Consider the following 17,838-nt stretch of genomic DNA (forward strand, 5'->3'; position numbering starts at 1 on the left):
GCAGCAAATCTTGGAAGAAAGGGGTGACAACATGAACAATGTGAAGCATTCGCACAAAACAGATCCTGCTTATAGCCTTGCATCGGAGGGTCCCGAGTTGAAAGGTTTTGTGCTATGGCGCGAAGTACTGATGGCCTATGTTTCGCCCGCCGTCATGGCAGGCATCGGGGGACTGATCACAGGCGACAAGAGTCTTCAGATCGCTGCGTTAACCACAATTGGGGGAACGTCCGCGCTGATCGCATGGCTGTTGGGGCTTTGGCTGCGTAAACGGGGGAGAAGCAAACGATGGGTTGTTGGACCGCCTCGTTTGCTAGTCGTTGTCATGTTCGCGATAATCTGCGCTTCGCTCGGCTTTTACGCAGCATGGGTGACGAACAAAGTGCCGGATACAGTTCGTTTGAGCGACTATTCGATTTGGTTTGATCGCATATGGATCGATTTTCCATTATCCGGCACGATTGCAAGCACGATCATAACATGGCGTTGGCGCAAGGCGTTGGAAAAAAATGATACGTTAAACGGAGGAGATAGAAGATGATAGCGATTATTGGAGCAACAGGCACGATAGGGAGCGAGCTTTTGAAACGTTTGGCCGATCTTGGGGTGCCCGCTCGGGCGCTCAGCAGGGAACCGGAGATGCTGCGCAACCGGCTCGGAGATGCAGGTAAATCCACGATCGAGGTGGCAGGGGCAGATGCCGCCGATCCCGAATCGCTTCGCCGCGCGTTTGCGGGAGTAAAGCAGCTCTTCATGACCATATCCAACAGCCCGAGACAGGTCGAGATGGAAATGACGATCATTCGCCTCGCCGCCGAAGCCGGCATCGAGCATATCGTCAAAATATCCAGTCCAGCCTTCGAGGAGCTCTCGCCCGTGTCAGTCGCCGGCTGGCATCGCGATATCGAGTCGTTTTTGGACGATTCCGGTATGAATCGCACGGTATTGCGTCCCTATGCATTCATGCAAAACTTGCTGCGCCATGTTCCGACGATTACAGCTCAAGGTGCTTTCTTCGGCGTCATGGGCGATGCGCCTTGCAATTTCATCGATTGCCGGGATATAGCGGACGTTGCAGTTGAAGTTCTGACCAACCAGGAGGCGGCCGGACGTATTTATACGCTTACCGGATCGGAGATCTACAGCTATCCGCAGATCGCCGAGAAGCTATCCGCTTTGTTAGGCAAGACGATTCGCTACATAAACGTGGAGCCTCAAGCGATGCTTCGCAATCTGATCGAGCAAGGGCGCATGCCACCTTGGCTCGCAAACCACGTTGTGGAAATTCAGACGATGTCTACGTTGGTGCCAGAAAGGCCAACGGACGATGTCACGCGTTTGCTCGGCAGACAGCCCCGAACGCTGGACGGGTTTCTGCAAGAGAATGTGGAAATATTTCGATAGTCATCTGTAAATAGCGTGTTCTTCAAACCAAACCGTCTGAACCGGCTGTCACAGCCTTCAGGCGGTTTTTGTGATTAAAGTTATTCCAGCGAAAGGTTCTGCTTGAAATAGGAAAACCTCTTACGCCACATCATTTATTGTCGAAGAAAATTTGGTGTGTCTCCATCCGCATACACACATAAATTAGATAATCATATAAATTGATTTTCCGATTTAGATTAAGCTAGCAACTGATGGTGTTGTGCTCCATGATCATTGGATTTCTGGATCTCCGATGAGCGAAACATCGATGCCAGGCATCTATGCAGCAGGCGATATTTTACACCATGATGGAAAGCTTCATCTCATTGCGGGGGCGTTCCAGGACGCTGCGAACGCAGTTAATAAAGCGAAGCAATACGTGAATCCGGATGCAAATGCGAATGGAATGGTATCCTCGCACAATGACTTGTTTAGGAAAAAAAACCGTGAACTGATGAAAAGCTTATATACGAAATAAAAGTCATTTTGCGGAGTGCATTTGGTTCTTAGTAAGTATTTGAGTGAGTGACTAGTGAAAGAGATAAAAGGGGACGCGAACATTCGCGTCCCCTTACTTTGTTCCATCCACGTTCCTATATTCGTATACAACCTTAATCATATGAATATATTCTTAGTAAGAAATTGGATCGAGAATGAAGGAGGAAATGGGTAAATGGAGGTTTATTCATCTGGTTCTATTTTACTTACAAGCAACACAACAAGAATACAAATGGTTGACGGCTTTATCGCTTTTATCCGTGAAGTAAATGAACTTCTTCAAAAAGAAGTTGATCTGTCTCCTGCTAATCAATTAGTTACGAACATGATTAGGCGCCTTTCACTTCAATTACGTTCCCACTACTTACCGGAGGAGGTACAGGCCGTTCTTAGCAACGAATATATTCGAATGAACCAACGAAATTTGCAGGATAAGTTGTCAGAAGCCGAATTTTTAGTAGAGTTAGGCGATTCTCTTCACATTAGCAAATCAGAGGATTACGTCTTGGATAACATTCGAAGGCTGTCTTACTGGAACATTTATATGGCCTTAGTTAGTGAGGAGCTGTCCACTCTTCGCCGGATTACTCGAGCGGATGGTCAGAAAGAGAAGTCTCGAATTGTCTTTGTTGGAAGTGGGCCGATGCCGCTAAGTCCTATTATTTTGCATCTTATCGGGGATGTTGAGGTTCTCTGCTTGGAAATTGATCCTGTTGCCTATGATGCATCATGCTTTTTGCTCGAGCGTATGGGATTAGGGAATAAAGTGACTGTTGTATTGGAGAATGGATCAGATTTTGATTATAGCTCTTATAGTAGAGTCTTCGTGGCTAGTCTCGTTAGAGATAAGCTTGGGGTGCTGAATCAAGTTAAACGTACATCCCCAGATTCTCTAGTAGCTGTTCGAACAGCTGAAGGAATGAAGCGAATCATGTATGAAGCGGTTGATGAATCGCATTTGAAAAAGCAAGGATGGCGGATTCTGACGCGAACTTGGCCTGAAGAAACGCTAGTCATTAATTCGACCTTGTTTCTTGAAAGTATGACTACTCCTGCCATACCTGGTTGACATCGTATCGTGTACATAACGTTAAAGCAATCGACATTATTGGCGAAGATCTTGAGGAGCTGATTTGCATGAGGAGTTTGGGATAAATCGAGCAGTCTATACTTTTGCACTTTTTTAGTGCGAGCCACCTTTCGAGGTGGCTATTTTTATTGCTCATCTAGAGACCTATCTGCTAAAGGACACGCTTTAAATGAGGGATGGTGGACAAGCTGATAAGATCAGCTCACATCATTTTCTGCCGCAGTTAAAGTGTAAGTAATTTCTACGATGAATTTACACAAAGACCATATAGAATTAATTAAAGCATCGAAGTTCTTTTATATACTTTAATGGTTAGAATAAGCGAAATAAAAGGACTAGGTGGTAGATTTAATGTTAAAAAAACGTGATTTGCAGGAATGCCATTCACTGTATGACTTAATGATGGATCCTGCGGTTTTTCCTTACGTTCGTTATAATTGCCAATTATATGAACAATACTTATTCATAACCAAACAGTTGATCGTTGAAGAAGAACAGGAGACATGTATATCTAGAACAATTATAAATGAGAATGGACATCCCATTGGTACCATTGATCTATATGATATTGTTAATAAAACCGGCTTTTTAGCCACATGGATTGGAACTCCTTATTTTGGAAAAGGTTATAACCAACGAGCGAAGGAATCTTTTTTTAGTGAACTATTCCTTGAGCATAATATCGAAACGGTATTTTTGAAAGTCCGTAAACAAAATATTCGATCGAGGAAGGCGATAGAAAAATTACCGTATGCCAAATTAGCAAATGATATAAACCATCAAATATATAAATCGATAAATAATGCGCAACAGATCTATGATTTGTATAAAGTGGAGCGGTTAGACTTTTTAGATTGCAATAAAGTCATGCAACATGATATTGCTACGTAACAAACTGTGCAAAAAACTGTCTTCAAGAAAGCTTTTGGACCATTTTTTGTATGACGAAAAGCTTCACTAAAAGCAACAAAAAGGACCTTCTAAGCGATTGCTGGAAGGTTTTTCTTCTGTGTAATTGTTTTATTTGATTAAAACGGCTCTATACTTACTTTTACTGATATCAACAATATTTTATAGAACTGTATTCCCGTTTGGTAAAGGAGTTGTATTCCCAGCTCGCTCCGCTCATTGAATCGTTAGAGAATACGACGATGAACTTTAAATCAACTTCTTTGCCTACGCTGAGCGTAATCAAGATTGGAGCGGCACATGAGTTTTGGTAAAGGTGTAAACCGCTGGTCCAATGTACACATCAAGGATTTGGTTCAGCTGTATGTGTTGGCACTTGAAAAAGCACCTTCCGCATCATATTTCTTTGCCGAAAATGGAGAGGAATCGTACGGGGACATCGCCAAATCGGTCAGTGAGGCGCTAGGCTTTGGCGGCAAGACGATAAGCTGGTCCGCAAACGAGGCGATTGCAGAGCTTGGGGATTGGGCGCGTTTTGCCATCGCTTCGAACAGCCGTGTACGTGCGGCTCACGCAAGAAATTTACTTGGTTGGGCCCTAAGGAAGAGTCACTGCTTAGCTGGATAAAAAACAATTTACAATAGTAAGTCAGTAGAGAATTTTAAAAGCATGAACAATGGAGGAGCTCTCGTTAATCAGAGCATTTTCATCCAGTCGAGGACAGAAGAAAAAGGTTAATGGGAGGGAATTGTTCCTTTGTTATTGGATTTAAAGCTGGGAGTGGAGAATGGAAAATATTCTTTTGCACTCTTTTGGATTGTAAGCCGCCTTTGTAGGTGGCTTTTTCTTTTTGGAAAACATTAAATTTCGTGCAACCGCTATTTAGTAGCGTCGAATAGGATTGAAAATCCAAAAAAAACCAAAATCAATATTGACACGGTTCAACATCATGCTATAATCAAACCTGTGAGTGATAATCGTAATCATTACATTTAAAAAGATGATATATCGTAATGATTAAACTTTATGTCTTGGGAAGCTCTACATATTAAAAGATATACCAATAAAAAATCGGAGGGTTGAGGATAGTTGTGATAAGACAGGAAATAGATTTTATTAAGTTTAATCCAACACAAAATATGACGATTTTAGTTAAATCGAATCATCCTGTTGATGAGTATAAGCATATTGCAACAAAAATGATGTCCTATGACAACGTGAATGCCGAGCAAGTAGGTTTTATCAAAAAATCGAATATAAAAGAAGCGGATGCTCATTTGATCATGGCTGGAGGTGAGTTTTGCGGTAATGCTTGCATGTCATTGGCAGCTTTTATTGCGTCAGAAAAAGGGTTGGATCAGAATGCCTTGGCAGAAATGCGATTAGAGGTATCAGGAACAGATAAATTAATCATGTGCCAGGTAAGAAAAATGGCAAATGAATATTTATGTCAAGTTGCTATGCCTGTTCCTAACAAGATAGAAAAGAGAACGATTAAACATGACGGTTGCGATCTGGATGTTATTCTAGTGAGTTACCAGGAGTTTACTCATATTGTGATAGAAGTAGAGCAATTTGATAAATGGAATAGAGATAAAGCGCAAAGATTAGCTAAATTATTGGGATCAACTTTAAAAGCAAACTTGGTTGGCATTTTATTGTATAAATCACAATCTGCTGAATTAGCTCCGCTGATTTATGTTCCGCATCTAGACAGTATGATCTGGGAAAGGGGTTGCGGTTCAGGTACTGCTTCATTGGGTGCTTATCTAGCATGGAAAAATAAGAAGGGAGTTGTTGCACAAATAAAACAACCCGGTGGCACGATTAAAGTAATGGCGGATTGTTATAAAGAAGTACTTGCAAGTCTTAAAATTGAAGGATCTGTTGGAATTGTTGCGCAGGGCAAAGCTTTTATAGAAGTGTAGTGATTTTTTATAGCAGGGGGAAAACAATGAATAAGGTGGAGAGTTTTCAAAATAAATTGATTGAATTTTCAGATAAATTTGATCGTTTAGCAGGTCGATATGATCATACGGTTAACAATAGCTCGGAGATGGAAAATTTAATAGATGAATATTCGAAATTCGTAACAAACAGAAGTAACCATGAAGCTTGGGATCTACTTGGACATCATGATTCCAATGATATCCTTCAACTTGTGGTGGATTTGAGAAGAAAATCGGCATTTTGCGTTGCGATTATGGAGAAATATCGTGCATTAAAGCTTCAAGAAGGAAATGCTGAGATAAGCGATTATTTCAAAAACATAGAATCGTGCATCGAAGAAGAATTTGGGAGCTTCCAACTATCCTCGGATTCAAAAGTGTTATTAATAGGCTCAGGTGCATTTCCGATGACGCCCATTTTGATTGCGAAGCGCATTGGAGCGGAGGTCGTTGGCTTAGATATTGACGATGAAGCTATAGAGCTTGGAAGGAGCGTTGTGGAGAAATTTAGCAGCGGCTTGAATATTCGATTAGAGAATAGGCTGGTGGAAAATCTTGATTTTACGAAAGTGGCGTCCCATATCATTTTTAGCTCAACCGTTGAAAATAAATATGACATATTGGATCAGCTCTATTCATTGACCAATAAGCATGTCGTTGTGGCAATGAGATATGGAGAACAAATAAAATCATTATTCAATTTCCCAATGAAAGAGGTGAATGCTCAAAAATGGAGGTTGGTTGAACAGGTAAGACGTCCAGATCATTTGTTTGATATTGCATTGTACCAAAAAGCATAGTCTGCTTTTGGATAGGAAGGAAGGCCTTTATGAGTGATTTCAAACATGTTTTGCTGTTAGGCACGGGACCAGCTTCAATTCAACTAGCTTTGAAGCTAAAAAAATGTTGGGATTGCACTGTAGCGATTGTAGGGAGAGAATCTGTACGTTCTGGGTCATTTTATGATGCGCTTGAACAGAGCAATCAACGTATACGTGTAAGCATTCAGAATGAGAAACATCGTGCTTTGGAGGGTGAATGTTTTGTTGATTACATATTTAAAGGGTACGAAACGATTACAGGTGAATGGGATACCCTTATATTTGCTGTCACAACGGATGCCTATATCGAAGTGTTGAAACTAATCGATCCTAAGGTTCTAAGGAAAGTAAAGTGTATGCTATTAATTTCCCCGACCTTAGGCTCGCATAGCTTAATTCGCCATTATATGAATGATTTTAATCCGAGTGTGGAGATTATTAGTTTTTCCACCTACTTTGGCGATACAAGATGGATGCATGCTAGACCTACAAATCATGCCCTAACGACAGCGGTTAAGAAAAAAGTATTTATTGGCTCTACAAATTACCCATCACCTAATGTTGAAGAACTCTGTAAAGCATACAAACATTTAGGTATTGCGATAGACATAATGGAATCGCCGATTGAAGCAGAAACAAGAAATATTTCGTTATACGTTCATCCGCCGCTCTTTATGAATGAGGTTTCATTAAGCGCCATATTCGGTGATCAGGATACCAAAAAATATGTTTATAAAATTTATCCTGAAGGGCCAATTACACCATTACTTATTCGTGAGATGTTGGCCCATTGGAAAGAAATTATGAATATTATCAGTAAGCTGCATATAAAAGGTATAAATTTACTTAAATTTATGACGGATGACAATTATCCGGTAAGACTCGAAAGTTTATCACGTCATGATATAGATAACTTTCCAATTTTCGAAACGATTCATCAAGAGTATTTGTTGTATATCCGTTATACCTCGCTATTGATCGATCCTTTTTCTGAACCTGATAAGGATGGGAAATATTTTGACTTTTCTGCAGTCCCTATCAGAAAGATGTTCATTAATAGAGAAGGTGATTTGGATATTCCAAGAATGCCGAAGGAGGATTATTATCGTCTGAAAATCATTCAGGGAATTGCAAAATATACAGATTCGAGCTGCCCTACTATCGATAAATTCATACTTACCTATGAGAGTAAATTGGAAGAAGTTGCTCAATCCCATAAGGAAATTAGGTTATCTGCTGCATTTGCTGTTCAAAGCTTTGAAGAAGACTTGAACAGAATTTGTAATGAAATTGGAAAATATTTAAAAGCGTAATTGTTGAAATCATAATGAACTTATATTTTTTAGGAGGAAGTATTTTGAAAAAAGGAAATTTGCTTGTTGTTGTTTTATCCATGCTGATGCTTTTAATTGTACTGGCAGGCTGCAGCGACGTCAAAGATGCGAAATCGAATTCAGCAAATAAGGAAAAGAAAACAGAACTCGTGTATGCATCGGCCAAAGACATTAATGATATGAATCCACATCTGTATGCAGGTTCAATGCCAGCACAAGGAATGGTGTACGAATCTTTAGTCGAAAACACAAAGGAGGGAATCATGCCTTTACTGGCGGAATCATGGGAAATTTCTGAAGATGGCAAAATATATACCTTTCATTTGAGGAAAGATGTGAAGTTCCATGATGGTGTACCTTTTGACGCAGAGGCTGTAAAGCAAAATATTGAAGCGGTACAACATAATAAAGAAAAGCATACTTGGATCAAGCTGTCGACAAAAATAGTAAGCGTTAAAGCGGTAGATGAATATACAGTTGAACTCACACTGTCTGAATCCTATTATCCAACCTTAGTTGAATTATCCATGACTAGGCCTTACGTATTCATCTCCCCTAAAAACTTTATTGATGGAGAAACGAAAAATGGCGTAAATGGCTACAACGGAACAGGACCATATAAGCTTATGGACCATAAAACTGATGAGTATGCTTCGTTTGAAGCAAATGACGCATACTGGGGCGGCGCACCTAAAATTAAAAAAATTACTTCTAAAGTTCTCCCAGCAGGAGAGACGACATTCCTAGCTTTGCAAAAGGGTGAAGTGAACTTTGTATTCACTGACGATCGCGGTGCAGACAGTATCGATGTTGAAGCGATGGAACAATTAATTGAAACAGGCAATTATCAGCTTGTTAGAAGTGAAGCGATGAACACAAAAATGATCGTGGCCAACAGCAGTAAATCCGATCATCCCGTAAGTGAAAAAGCTGTTCGTGAAGCCATCTGGCACTCTATTGATAGAGATACGATTAGTAAGGATATTTTAAATGGGACTGAATCAGCAGCCCATTCCCTATTTTCAGCTAACGTCAATTATGCGAATGTCGATTTGAAGAAACGAGACTATGATATGGAAGCAGCGAAGCAGCTATTGGAAGGTGCAGGATGGAAACTGGAGAAAGGCGCTGCTGCTAGAGTAAAGGATGATAAAACATTAGCAATCCAATTATATTATGACAGCAATTCTTCTTCCCAAAAAACACAGGCTGAATTTATTCAAAGCTCTTTGAAGGAGATAGGTATTCAATTGGAAATTATCGGTGAGGAATCAACCTCAATCGCCAAAAGAAGATCAACCGGAGATTATGATTTATTATTCAATCAAACATGGGGACTCGCTTATGATCCGCAAAGCACCATCTCTGCTTTTACTTCTGAGAATGCTTATTTGCATACAACAAGCGGAATGGCGGAAGCAAGTGAGCTTTACAAGAAAATTGATGAGGTCATGGTATCCAAGGATGAGGCTGCACGGCAAACGTTATATGCTGATATTATGACAATCGTTCATGACGAAGCTGTCTTTATTCCAATCTCGAATGGCAGTGTCACTATCGTGGCGCCAAAAGAGATAAAAGATATCTCGTTTAAACAAACACAATTTGAGCTGCCATTCGAGCGAATGAGCTTTGAATAGAACGCGAAAAATTAAAGGGGAGGATTACTCCCTTTTTTATTTTGAGTAAAGAAGGATAGAGTCATTTGATATTTTCTGTAGAAAGGAGATTTTTATATGGCAAGGTACATCTATAGAAGGCTATTATTAGCAATCCCTCTTCTATTAATTATTTCGTTTATAACGTTTGTATTCATTAATCTCTCTCCCCAAGATCCGGCCCAATTGGTATTGCAAGCGCAAGGCATACCCAATATAACAAATGATTTAATTGCTCAGACGAAAGAAGAACTTGGCTTGAACCAGCCATTTATCATTCGTTATTTACATTGGGTCGTTGCCTGCATGCAACTAGACTTTGGAGATTCATATGTCACAGGAAAACCGATTTGGTCATTGGTAGGTCCAGCTTTACTGAATACGTTAAAGCTAACGCTAGTTTCATCTATCGTTGTTATTGTTTTGTCCATCCTATTGGGGGTGCTTAGTGCAATAAATGAAGGGAAAATGATAGACAAATCAGTAAGGGGCATCTCATTTTTATTAACATCCATGCCGTCATACTGGCTTGCAGCTATTTTAATTTGGTATATATCCGTTAAATTGGATTTGCTGCCTACGAGCGGAATGGATTCGTATAAAAGCTATATTTTGCCGGTAACTGTGATTGCGATAAGTTATGCAGGGATTTATTTTCGAAACGTCAGAAGCTCGATGATAAGCAATCTAAATGAAGACTATGTTCTATATGGCAGGGCATCTGGCTTGTCTGAGAAAAAAATTACGATGCATATATTAAGAAATTCCTTGCAGGTTGCCATTTCGATATTCGGTATGGCTATCCCGATTATATTAGGAGGCACCGTCGTTGTTGAAAATGTTTTTGCGTGGCCAGGGTTAGGTAGTTTAAGTATAAGATCGATTCTAAGCAGAGATTTCCCTGTGATTCAAGCCTATGTTCTGATAGTGGCAGTCGCATTTGTATTATTTAATACCGTTTCGGACATCGTAAATGCCGCTTTGAATCCTAAAATGAGGAAGGAGATCTAGATGAAACGATTAAAAAACATAAGCGAAGATAAAATAGGCAGCTTATCCTTAATCGTTATTGCTGCAACGCTTATTGTCGGATTATTCCCCTCTTTTTTTGCCCCGCATGATCCTAACGAAGTCAAGATGAGCGTAAGATATGCGTCCTCGTCCTGGGAATACCTGCTCGGGAACGATCACTTGGGGAGATGTATTCTATCCCGATTAATTTATGGCATTCGTCCCAGTGTCCTGTGGGTATTGGCTGCATTAGCGATATCGATAGGGATAGGCGCTCTATTAGGCTTTATCGCGGGTTACTTTAGAGGAAAAGTAGATGCCTTTATTATGCGAATTTGCGATATCATGCTTTCTTTCCCGCTATATGTTATGACACTGGCGATAGTCGGCATTTTAGGCGTAGGTCTTGAAAACATTATGATAGCGTTTGTTGTCATGAAATGGGCATGGTTTGCTCGGGTAATCAGAACGTCTGTGATGCAGTATTCCGAACTTAATTATGTCAAATTTTCCAAAGCATCTGGCATCAGCAATGCAAAAATTATTTATAAGCACATGATTCCGGTTACATTTGCGGACATAACAGTCATCTCGAGCAGCGCGATCGGTTCGATGATTTTGCAAATATCAGGGTTTTCGTTTCTAGGATTAGGCATTCAAGCGCCTGACGCGGAATGGGGAATGATGCTGAATGAAGCGCGAGAAGTTATGTTTACAAGACCTGAGCTCATGTTAGCCCCAGGCATAGCTATTATTATTATTGTTTCGGCATTTAATTTCTTGTCAGATGCCCTTCAGGTTGCATTGGATCCTCAGTTAATGACCTCTAATGCTAAGCATCAAGAGAAACGAATCGTGACTAAAAACAGACTTCGCGAAAAAGAGGTGGCAGATTAAAGCCATGAATGTATTAGCGGTGAAAAACTTAAAAGTATGGGATATGAAAACGGATCATGTGATCATTCATAACAGCTCATTCGAGTTAAAGCAAGGCAGCTGCCTCGCTATAGTAGGGGAAAGCGGGAGCGGCAAGTCTGTCACCAGCAGGTCGATTATGAGGTTGAATAAAGCCTGGCTGCGCCAATCTGGAGATATCGTATTTAAAGGTGAACATCTAAATCAGCTTTCTGAACATGAAATGAGGAATAAAAGGGGAAAGCAGCTATGTATGATTATGCAAAATGGGATGAGTGCATTCGACCCTTCGTGTGTGATCGGCATTCATTTGAAGGAAACCCTTTATGAACATTTCGGCTGGAGTACGAACGAAATCGTAGAAAAAATGAAAAAAGCTATGGCAAGCGTGATGTTGAACAATCCGATCGAAGTGATGAATAAGTATCCGCATCAGCTATCTGGGGGCATGCTGCAGCGAGTTATGATTGCGCTCGCATTAGTACTGGAGCCTGACATTATTATCGCAGATGAGCCAACAACAGGTCTGGATACCATTTCACAATTTGAAGTGATTGAACAATTTATGCAATTGCGTGAGCGAATGGACTGCTCGATGATCTTTATTTCTCATGACCTCGGCGTTGTAAAAAAAATGGCTGATGACGTTTTGGTCATGAAGGATGGAGAGATTGTCGAACAAGGGAGCATCCGAGCTGTTTTTTCAGAACCAGTGCATGAATATACAAAATATTTGTTGTCTACTAGATTGGCGCTGAGTAATCATTTTAAGCTGATCATGGGGGAGGGTTGAACAATGCTGAAAATTGATCATGTGGATAAATCGTATGAAAAAGGCGGATTATTTTCGAAAAAGAGACAAAAAGTGTTGAATGATATTAGTTTTGAATGTGGAGTGGGCGAATGTCTCGGAATTATTGGAGAGAGCGGCAGCGGAAAATCAACCTTAGGGCGATTGTTATTAGGCATTGAAAAGCCTGATCGAGGCAGCGTTTTATTTGATGGCAAGAGTGTAGGGGATAGAAAAGTGCGCTTAGGCAATATTAGCGCTGTATTTCAAGACTATAAGTCGTCCATTAACCCTTTTTTTACGGTTGAAGAAGCCATTATGGAGCCAATAAAAAGGTATAAAAAAAAACATAGTATGGTTGATACGCTGTTAAATCAAGTTGGATTACATCCATCATATAGAAAAAAATATCCACATGAACTATCGGGCGGAGAGGTACAGAGGGTATGTATTGCAAGAGCCATCTCCACAGAACCAAAATGCATTGTGTTAGATGAAGCTATCAGCTCATTAGACGTATCTGTTCAAACCCAAGTGCTTGATTTATTAAAAGATTTAAAAAAAATGTACAACATGAGTTATGTATTTATCACACATGATATACAGGCTGCGGCCTATATTTGCGATAGAGTCATTATTTTTAGAGATGGTCAAGTTGAAGAAATAGTGAGAATCGAACAATTAAAAGACGTCAAGTCGGAATATGCGAAAAAATTGTTGCAGATGCTTATCACTTTTTAGCTGAATGAGTTTTGGAGAATAGGATATTTGCATGCAGAAGTTAGGAGGAAGGGAAGTTGTGAGTGGAGCATTATCTTGGCCTTTTATACGATTGTATATGCTGGCTCTTCTTTATTTCAGCGGCAATTCCATATTAAATGTCATTATACCTTTGCGTGGAGAGTCACTCGGAGCCAGCAACACAACGATCGGTTTAATCATGGGGGCGTATTTGTTCACAACCATGTTCTTTCGGCCGTGGGCAGGCCGAATTATTCAAATGCACGGACCGATAAAAGTGCTGCGCATTATTCTTATCGTCAATGGTTTTGCTTTAATCCTCTATACGATTACGGGTTTAGAGGGTTATTTAATTGCCCGTATTTTACAAGGAGTTTCTACCGCTTTTTTCTCAATGGCATTGCAGATTGGCATCATTGATTCACTGCCAGAGAAGGATCGCTCCCAAGGCATTTCACTTTATTCTTTATTTACGTATATGCCGGGTATCCTTGGCCCTGTTCTGGCTTTGGGCATTTGGCAAACGGGGGATATGAGTTATTTTACGATGGTCATGATTGCGATTGCGATCTTTACGGGGGTGTTCGGTTATGGTACCAAAATGGATCAAGGAAGCGACCAGACTGCTGCAAATCAGACCGGGCAGTCAGAAAGTATGTTTAAATCCTTCGGTCAGTTAGTAGCTAACCCATCCTTGTTTAAGTGCAGCATGTTGATGTTGGTAGCTTCAATGGTATTTGGAGCAGTTACCACCTTTATTCCTTTATACGCTTCGGAATTAAAAAACGGCAATGCTGGAATCTATCTTATGCTTCAAGCGGGTACCGTTGTTTTGGCCCGTTTTGCTTTAAGAAAAAAGATTCCTTCGGACGGTAAATGGCATTCATCGTTTATGATGGGGAATATGCTCCTTTTGACATTGGCGGCGCAATGCGTGAGCTTTTCTGTAACGGGGGGAGCTGTTTTTTTCTATGCGGGTTCCATTTTAATGGGAACGGCTCAGGCTCTCATCTATCCTACGTTAACAACCTATTTAACATTTGTTTTGCCGCAGAAGAGCCGCAATATGTTAATCGGACTTTTTATTGCTATGGCTGATTTAGGAATTTCGCTGGGCGGCGTTATTATGGGGCCAATAGCTGATTTCACCTCATATTCTATGATGTATATGATCTGTGCTGGCTTAGGTGCGACGATGATCATCCTTGCTTATGATCGAGGGAAAATGTCTGTTCGACAACGATAGCAGGGCTTGAAAATATTTATTATTCACACACATGTGCAAGCAAAAAAATATTAAATCATATTTCATAATTTAAAAGATCGACCCTTTTGTGATCCAAGCAGGAGGGTTTTTGTTGTTTCTATTTTAGTATTTTTTCGAGTAGCTGAACAAAAGTATAATTCTATATTTTGTTATTTTTCATGAGGCTTTCGGTTGCTTCCTCGCGGTGTTAATCTTCATTCTTTCATTTTGTTTTCTCTTTACAGGGGAGTATAGGTCTGCTAGAATAGCAAAATCCGATTGTTAACCTAACTTTAATATTTTAGGTTAACATTTAAAAATAATGGATGGTGATCATTTGTGATAACAGATTTCGAACGGCTTGCTGCCATGAATAAGAACCACCTATGGCATCCTTTTACTCAAATGAAAGATTACAATAACGCTGATCCACTCATTATTGAACGCGGAGAAGGCATCATGCTATATGACGTCCAAGGACGCGCTTACTATGATGGTTTCTCATCCGTCTGGCTTAACGTACATGGACACAATGTGCCGGAGCTAAATCAGGCGATTACAGAACAGTTAGGGCGAGTGGCCCATTCCACCCTTCTCGGTATGGCTAATGTTCCGGCAATTGAGCTTGCAGAAAAATTGGTGGAAATTACTCCGGAAGGACTAAAGAAAGTGTTTTACTCCGATTCAGGAGCAACCGGTGTCGAGATCGCGATCAAAATGGCGTTTCAATACTGGCATAACAAGGGGATACGAGGTAAGACGAAGTTTGTAACGATGAACCAAGCATACCATGGCGATACAATTGGTGCGGTGAGCGTCGGTGCCATTCCTCTGTATCATGACACTTTTCGCCCCATGTTGTTTTCTTCTTACACTATCCCATATCCCTATGCATATCGTCATGCAGGCGGTGAGACGCAGGCAATGGAAGATACGTTAGTGGAACTGCGTCATTTGCTTGAGACAAAGTCGGATGAAATTGCGGCTCTTATTGTGGAGCCGATTGTGCAAGGGGCTGGGGGCATTATCGTTATGCCTTCAGGCTGTTTACGCCAGATGGCTGCGCTGTGCCGTGAGTATGGCGTACTGCTCATCGCTGACGAGGTGGCGACTGGTTTCGGTCGGACAGGCGCGATGTTCGCTTGTAATCTCGAAGATGTTTCACCTGATTTGATGGTGATTGGCAAAGGGTTGACCGGTGGGTATTTGCCTGTAGCAGCGACACTTGCAACTGACGAGGTGTATGAAGCGTTTTATGCTGATTACGAAGAGCAGAAAACATTTTTCCACGGTCATTCCTATACCGGTAACCCGCTTGGCTGTGCCGTTGCTTTGGCAAGCTTAAAGCTATTTGAAGAGCGCAATATGATCGAAGGAGTAAGAGCAAAGGCGTCATTTGTCCAGCAAAAGCTCGCAGCGCTAAAGGATTACCAGCATGTCGGTGAAATCCGGCAAAAGGGACTAATGATCGGAATAGAGCTCGTTCGCGATAAGGTTTCACGAGAGCCATATGACTGGGCAGATCGAATTGGAGTTCGCACAACCTTGCGGGCAAGAGAGCTTGGAATGCTAACAAGGCCGCTCGGCAATGTGATCGTCTTTATTCCTCCGCTCTCGAGTAATGTTGCTGAACTGGATGCCATGACAAATATTTTGATGGAATCGATACTTCACGTCACCGAAGGGGTGTGAGTATTTTGAACGTTTATAACTATGATTTGATACGCGGATTATTTGTGACAGGAACAGATACAGCCGTCGGGAAGACGGTTATAACGGCAGCCATAACCGCTATGCTCCGTGCTGAAGGAATGAATGTGGGTGTCTGGAAGCCGATTCAAACCGGTGCTCGTATTGGCTGCGGACTAACCGATGCTGAGCGGCTGATAAGAAGCACGGGAATTAACGAACGGCCTGAGGCAGTCGCGCCATTTACATTCGAAGCTCCGCTTACGCCAATGCTCGCAGCTAAGCAGGCTGGTGTGATTCTTACACTGAAAGAGCTAATTACAGCTGGTTTACCGCTCACAAAAGATTATGAAGCACTGCTGGTCGAAGGGGCTGGTGGCGTCGCTGTGCCATTGACCGATGACACCCTCATGGTGGACTTCATAGCGGAGCTTCGGATTCCTGCTCTAATTGTAGCTCGTTCCAGTATTGGGACAATTAACCATACACTTCTGACCGCTTCTTTCCTTCAACATCGAGGGATTCCTATTGTTGGCGTCATCCTGAACGATGGGGAATTAACGGAAACAGATGACGATCCAAGTGTTGCTACGAATGCTCAACTAATTGAACAGTACAGCGGCCTTAAGGTTCTCGGACGGTTTCCTCGTTTGCGTACCGAAGAGACTCCACAGATGCTTATACATACCTTACAAGAATTCATACATTTCGCGCCTATTAGAGAGGCATTTGCAGTTAAATCTATGGGAGGATGATAGAGATGAAAACAATTAAAGTAGAGACGGAGTGGCAATTGCTTGCCCGAAAAACATTGCAAGGAGAATGTTTAACGTTAGAAGAGGGGCTCGCAGTGCTTGAAGCCGACGATGATGAGCTGCTGCTGCTCATGCAAGCAGCGTTTACGATTAGAAAACATTTTTACGGTAAAAAAGTGAAGCTGAATATGATCATCAACGCCAAAAGCGGCCTTTGCCCCGAGGATTGCGGCTATTGCTCGCAATCGCTTGTTTCGACGGCCCCAGTTAAAAAATACTCTCTGCTTGATAAAGACACATTGCTTACAGGCGCACGTGAAGCGATGGCGCGTAAAGCCGGAACCTATTGTATTGTTGCGTCCGGGAAAGGCCCAACAAACAGGGAGCTAGACCAAGTGGTGGCTGCAGTAAAAGAAATTCGTCAATCGATGCCTCTAAAGATTTGCGCATGTTTGGGTATTCTTGGGGATGATCAAGCTAGGCGACTTGCTGAAGCAGGCGTACATCGATACAACCACAACTTGAACACCAGTAAAGCCAACTACCCTTCCATCACGACGACCCATACTTATGATCAACGCGTTGAAACGGTGGAAAAAGTAAAGACATACGGCATGTCCCCTTGCTCTGGCGTCATCATCGGCATGGGAGAGACAAACCAGGAAATTGTCGAAATGGCTTATGCGCTGCGCGAACTAGATGCGGATTCAATTCCGATCAATTTTCTGAATGCAATACCGGGAACACCACTAGAACACGCAGGTCGCACGCCATCGATGAAAGCGTTGAAGGTACTAGCACTGTTTCGTTTCATTTGTCCTTCTAAAGAAATCCGTGTGGCAGGTGGCCGAGAGGTCAACCTTCGTACGCTGCAGCCTTTATCTCTTTTCGCCGCGAATTCACTTTTTGTGGGGGATTATTTAACGACAGCAGGCCAAGACATATCAGCTGATCATCAAATTATTGAGGATTTGGGCTTTGAGATTGAATTAAATGCCCTTTAAGGC

At 41.6% G+C, this 17,838-nt stretch carries 17 protein-coding genes and 1 pseudogene; all 18 read left to right on the top strand.

The window, feature by feature from the left end; genetic code table 11:
• Positions 1-31: 31 nt before the first annotated feature.
• Entirely contained in the window at positions 32-541 is a 510-nt protein-coding gene (locus tag ACIFSR_RS16010) for a hypothetical protein (protein WP_430058265.1), read from the top strand.
• The gene (locus tag ACIFSR_RS16015; protein ID WP_430058267.1) at positions 538-1,404 is read left to right on the top strand and encodes an SDR family oxidoreductase; all 867 of its coding nucleotides are present in this window, start codon (positions 538-540) and stop codon (positions 1,402-1,404) included. Before ACIFSR_RS16010 ends, ACIFSR_RS16015 begins: the two co-directional genes overlap by 4 nt.
• A 265-nt stretch (positions 1,405-1,669) precedes the next feature.
• Positions 1,670-1,903 (top strand): annotated as a pseudogene (locus tag ACIFSR_RS16020) (thioredoxin reductase); the annotation flags it as partial.
• Positions 1,904-2,098: 195 nt separating this feature from the next.
• Positions 2,099-2,992 carry a nicotianamine synthase family protein gene (locus ACIFSR_RS16025; protein WP_430058270.1) on the top strand — a complete coding sequence of 298 codons (894 nt, stop codon included), beginning with the start codon at positions 2,099-2,101 and terminating at the stop codon, positions 2,990-2,992.
• A gap of 372 nt (positions 2,993-3,364) precedes the next feature.
• The gene (locus ACIFSR_RS16030; RefSeq protein ID WP_339203139.1) at positions 3,365-3,904 is read left to right on the top strand and encodes a GNAT family N-acetyltransferase; all 540 of its coding nucleotides are present in this window, start codon (positions 3,365-3,367) and stop codon (positions 3,902-3,904) included.
• A 318-nt stretch (positions 3,905-4,222) separates the two neighbouring features.
• Positions 4,223-4,549 carry a hypothetical protein gene (locus ACIFSR_RS16035; protein WP_339203137.1) on the top strand — a complete coding sequence of 109 codons (327 nt, stop codon included), beginning with the start codon at positions 4,223-4,225 and terminating at the stop codon, positions 4,547-4,549.
• A gap of 467 nt (positions 4,550-5,016) precedes the next feature.
• The gene (locus tag ACIFSR_RS16040; RefSeq protein ID WP_430059298.1) at positions 5,017-5,850 is read left to right on the top strand and encodes a diaminopimelate epimerase; all 834 of its coding nucleotides are present in this window, start codon (positions 5,017-5,019) and stop codon (positions 5,848-5,850) included.
• A gap of 26 nt (positions 5,851-5,876) precedes the next feature.
• Positions 5,877-6,671, top strand: coding sequence for a class I SAM-dependent methyltransferase (locus ACIFSR_RS16045; protein ID WP_430058274.1), 795 nt, complete (start codon positions 5,877-5,879; stop codon positions 6,669-6,671).
• Between the two features lie 29 nt (positions 6,672-6,700).
• Entirely contained in the window at positions 6,701-8,005 is a 1,305-nt protein-coding gene (locus ACIFSR_RS16050) for an opine metallophore biosynthesis dehydrogenase (RefSeq protein WP_430058277.1), read from the top strand.
• A 44-nt stretch (positions 8,006-8,049) separates the two neighbouring features.
• On the top strand, positions 8,050-9,666 hold the full coding sequence (gene cntA, locus ACIFSR_RS16055; protein WP_430058280.1) for a staphylopine-dependent metal ABC transporter substrate-binding lipoprotein: 1,617 nt from the start codon (positions 8,050-8,052) through the stop codon (positions 9,664-9,666).
• A 96-nt stretch (positions 9,667-9,762) separates the two neighbouring features.
• Entirely contained in the window at positions 9,763-10,695 is a 933-nt protein-coding gene (opp1B, locus tag ACIFSR_RS16060; protein WP_339203132.1) for a nickel/cobalt ABC transporter permease, read from the top strand.
• Positions 10,696-11,592 carry a staphylopine uptake ABC transporter permease subunit CntC gene (cntC, locus tag ACIFSR_RS16065; protein WP_430058282.1) on the top strand — a complete coding sequence of 299 codons (897 nt, stop codon included), beginning with the start codon at positions 10,696-10,698 and terminating at the stop codon, positions 11,590-11,592.
• Between the two features lie 4 nt (positions 11,593-11,596).
• Complete coding sequence (gene cntD, locus ACIFSR_RS16070; RefSeq protein ID WP_430058285.1) at positions 11,597-12,403, top strand: staphylopine uptake ABC transporter ATP-binding protein CntD; 807 nt, start codon at positions 11,597-11,599, stop codon at positions 12,401-12,403.
• 3 nt (positions 12,404-12,406) lie between these two features.
• The gene (locus ACIFSR_RS16075; protein ID WP_430058287.1) at positions 12,407-13,141 is read left to right on the top strand and encodes an ABC transporter ATP-binding protein; all 735 of its coding nucleotides are present in this window, start codon (positions 12,407-12,409) and stop codon (positions 13,139-13,141) included.
• 58 nt (positions 13,142-13,199) lie between these two features.
• Positions 13,200-14,387 (top strand): staphylopine family metallophore export MFS transporter CntE, encoded by a 1,188-nt coding sequence (gene cntE, locus ACIFSR_RS16080; RefSeq protein ID WP_430058289.1) that lies wholly within the window; start codon positions 13,200-13,202, stop codon positions 14,385-14,387.
• Between the two features lie 369 nt (positions 14,388-14,756).
• A complete protein-coding gene (bioA, locus tag ACIFSR_RS16085; RefSeq protein ID WP_430059300.1) occupies positions 14,757-16,079 on the top strand; it encodes an adenosylmethionine--8-amino-7-oxononanoate transaminase in 1,323 nt (440 codons plus the stop codon).
• 5 nt (positions 16,080-16,084) lie between these two features.
• Positions 16,085-16,831 (top strand): dethiobiotin synthase, encoded by a 747-nt coding sequence (gene bioD, locus ACIFSR_RS16090; RefSeq protein WP_339203124.1) that lies wholly within the window; start codon positions 16,085-16,087, stop codon positions 16,829-16,831.
• 5 nt (positions 16,832-16,836) lie between these two features.
• The gene (bioB, locus tag ACIFSR_RS16095) at positions 16,837-17,835 is read left to right on the top strand and encodes a biotin synthase BioB (RefSeq protein ID WP_339203123.1); all 999 of its coding nucleotides are present in this window, start codon (positions 16,837-16,839) and stop codon (positions 17,833-17,835) included.
• Positions 17,836-17,838 lie beyond the last annotated feature (3 nt).

The sequence above is a fragment of the Paenibacillus sp. NRS-1760 genome (assembly GCF_050467785.1).
In the GTDB taxonomy this organism is placed as follows: Bacteria; Bacillota; Bacilli; order Paenibacillales; family Paenibacillaceae; genus Pristimantibacillus.

Excerpts from the sequence above, each read along its gene's own strand:
- ACIFSR_RS16010 (WP_430058265.1), top strand. The coding sequence starts at position 32 with ATGAACAATGTGAAGCATTCGCACAAAACAGATCCTGCTTATAGCCTT.
- ACIFSR_RS16015 (WP_430058267.1), top strand. The coding sequence starts at position 538 with ATGATAGCGATTATTGGAGCAACAGGCACGATAGGGAGCGAGCTTTTG.
- ACIFSR_RS16025 (WP_430058270.1), top strand. The coding sequence starts at position 2,099 with ATGGAGGTTTATTCATCTGGTTCTATTTTACTTACAAGCAACACAACA.
- ACIFSR_RS16030 (WP_339203139.1), top strand. The coding sequence starts at position 3,365 with ATGTTAAAAAAACGTGATTTGCAGGAATGCCATTCACTGTATGACTTA.
- ACIFSR_RS16035 (WP_339203137.1), top strand. The coding sequence starts at position 4,223 with ATGAGTTTTGGTAAAGGTGTAAACCGCTGGTCCAATGTACACATCAAG.
- ACIFSR_RS16045 (WP_430058274.1), top strand. The coding sequence starts at position 5,877 with ATGAATAAGGTGGAGAGTTTTCAAAATAAATTGATTGAATTTTCAGAT.
- ACIFSR_RS16050 (WP_430058277.1), top strand. The coding sequence starts at position 6,701 with ATGAGTGATTTCAAACATGTTTTGCTGTTAGGCACGGGACCAGCTTCA.
- opp1B (WP_339203132.1), top strand. The coding sequence starts at position 9,763 with ATGGCAAGGTACATCTATAGAAGGCTATTATTAGCAATCCCTCTTCTA.
- cntC (WP_430058282.1), top strand. The coding sequence starts at position 10,696 with ATGAAACGATTAAAAAACATAAGCGAAGATAAAATAGGCAGCTTATCC.
- cntD (WP_430058285.1), top strand. The coding sequence starts at position 11,597 with ATGAATGTATTAGCGGTGAAAAACTTAAAAGTATGGGATATGAAAACG.
- ACIFSR_RS16075 (WP_430058287.1), top strand. The coding sequence starts at position 12,407 with ATGCTGAAAATTGATCATGTGGATAAATCGTATGAAAAAGGCGGATTA.
- bioA (WP_430059300.1), top strand. The coding sequence starts at position 14,757 with ATGAATAAGAACCACCTATGGCATCCTTTTACTCAAATGAAAGATTAC.
- bioB (WP_339203123.1), top strand. The coding sequence starts at position 16,837 with ATGAAAACAATTAAAGTAGAGACGGAGTGGCAATTGCTTGCCCGAAAA.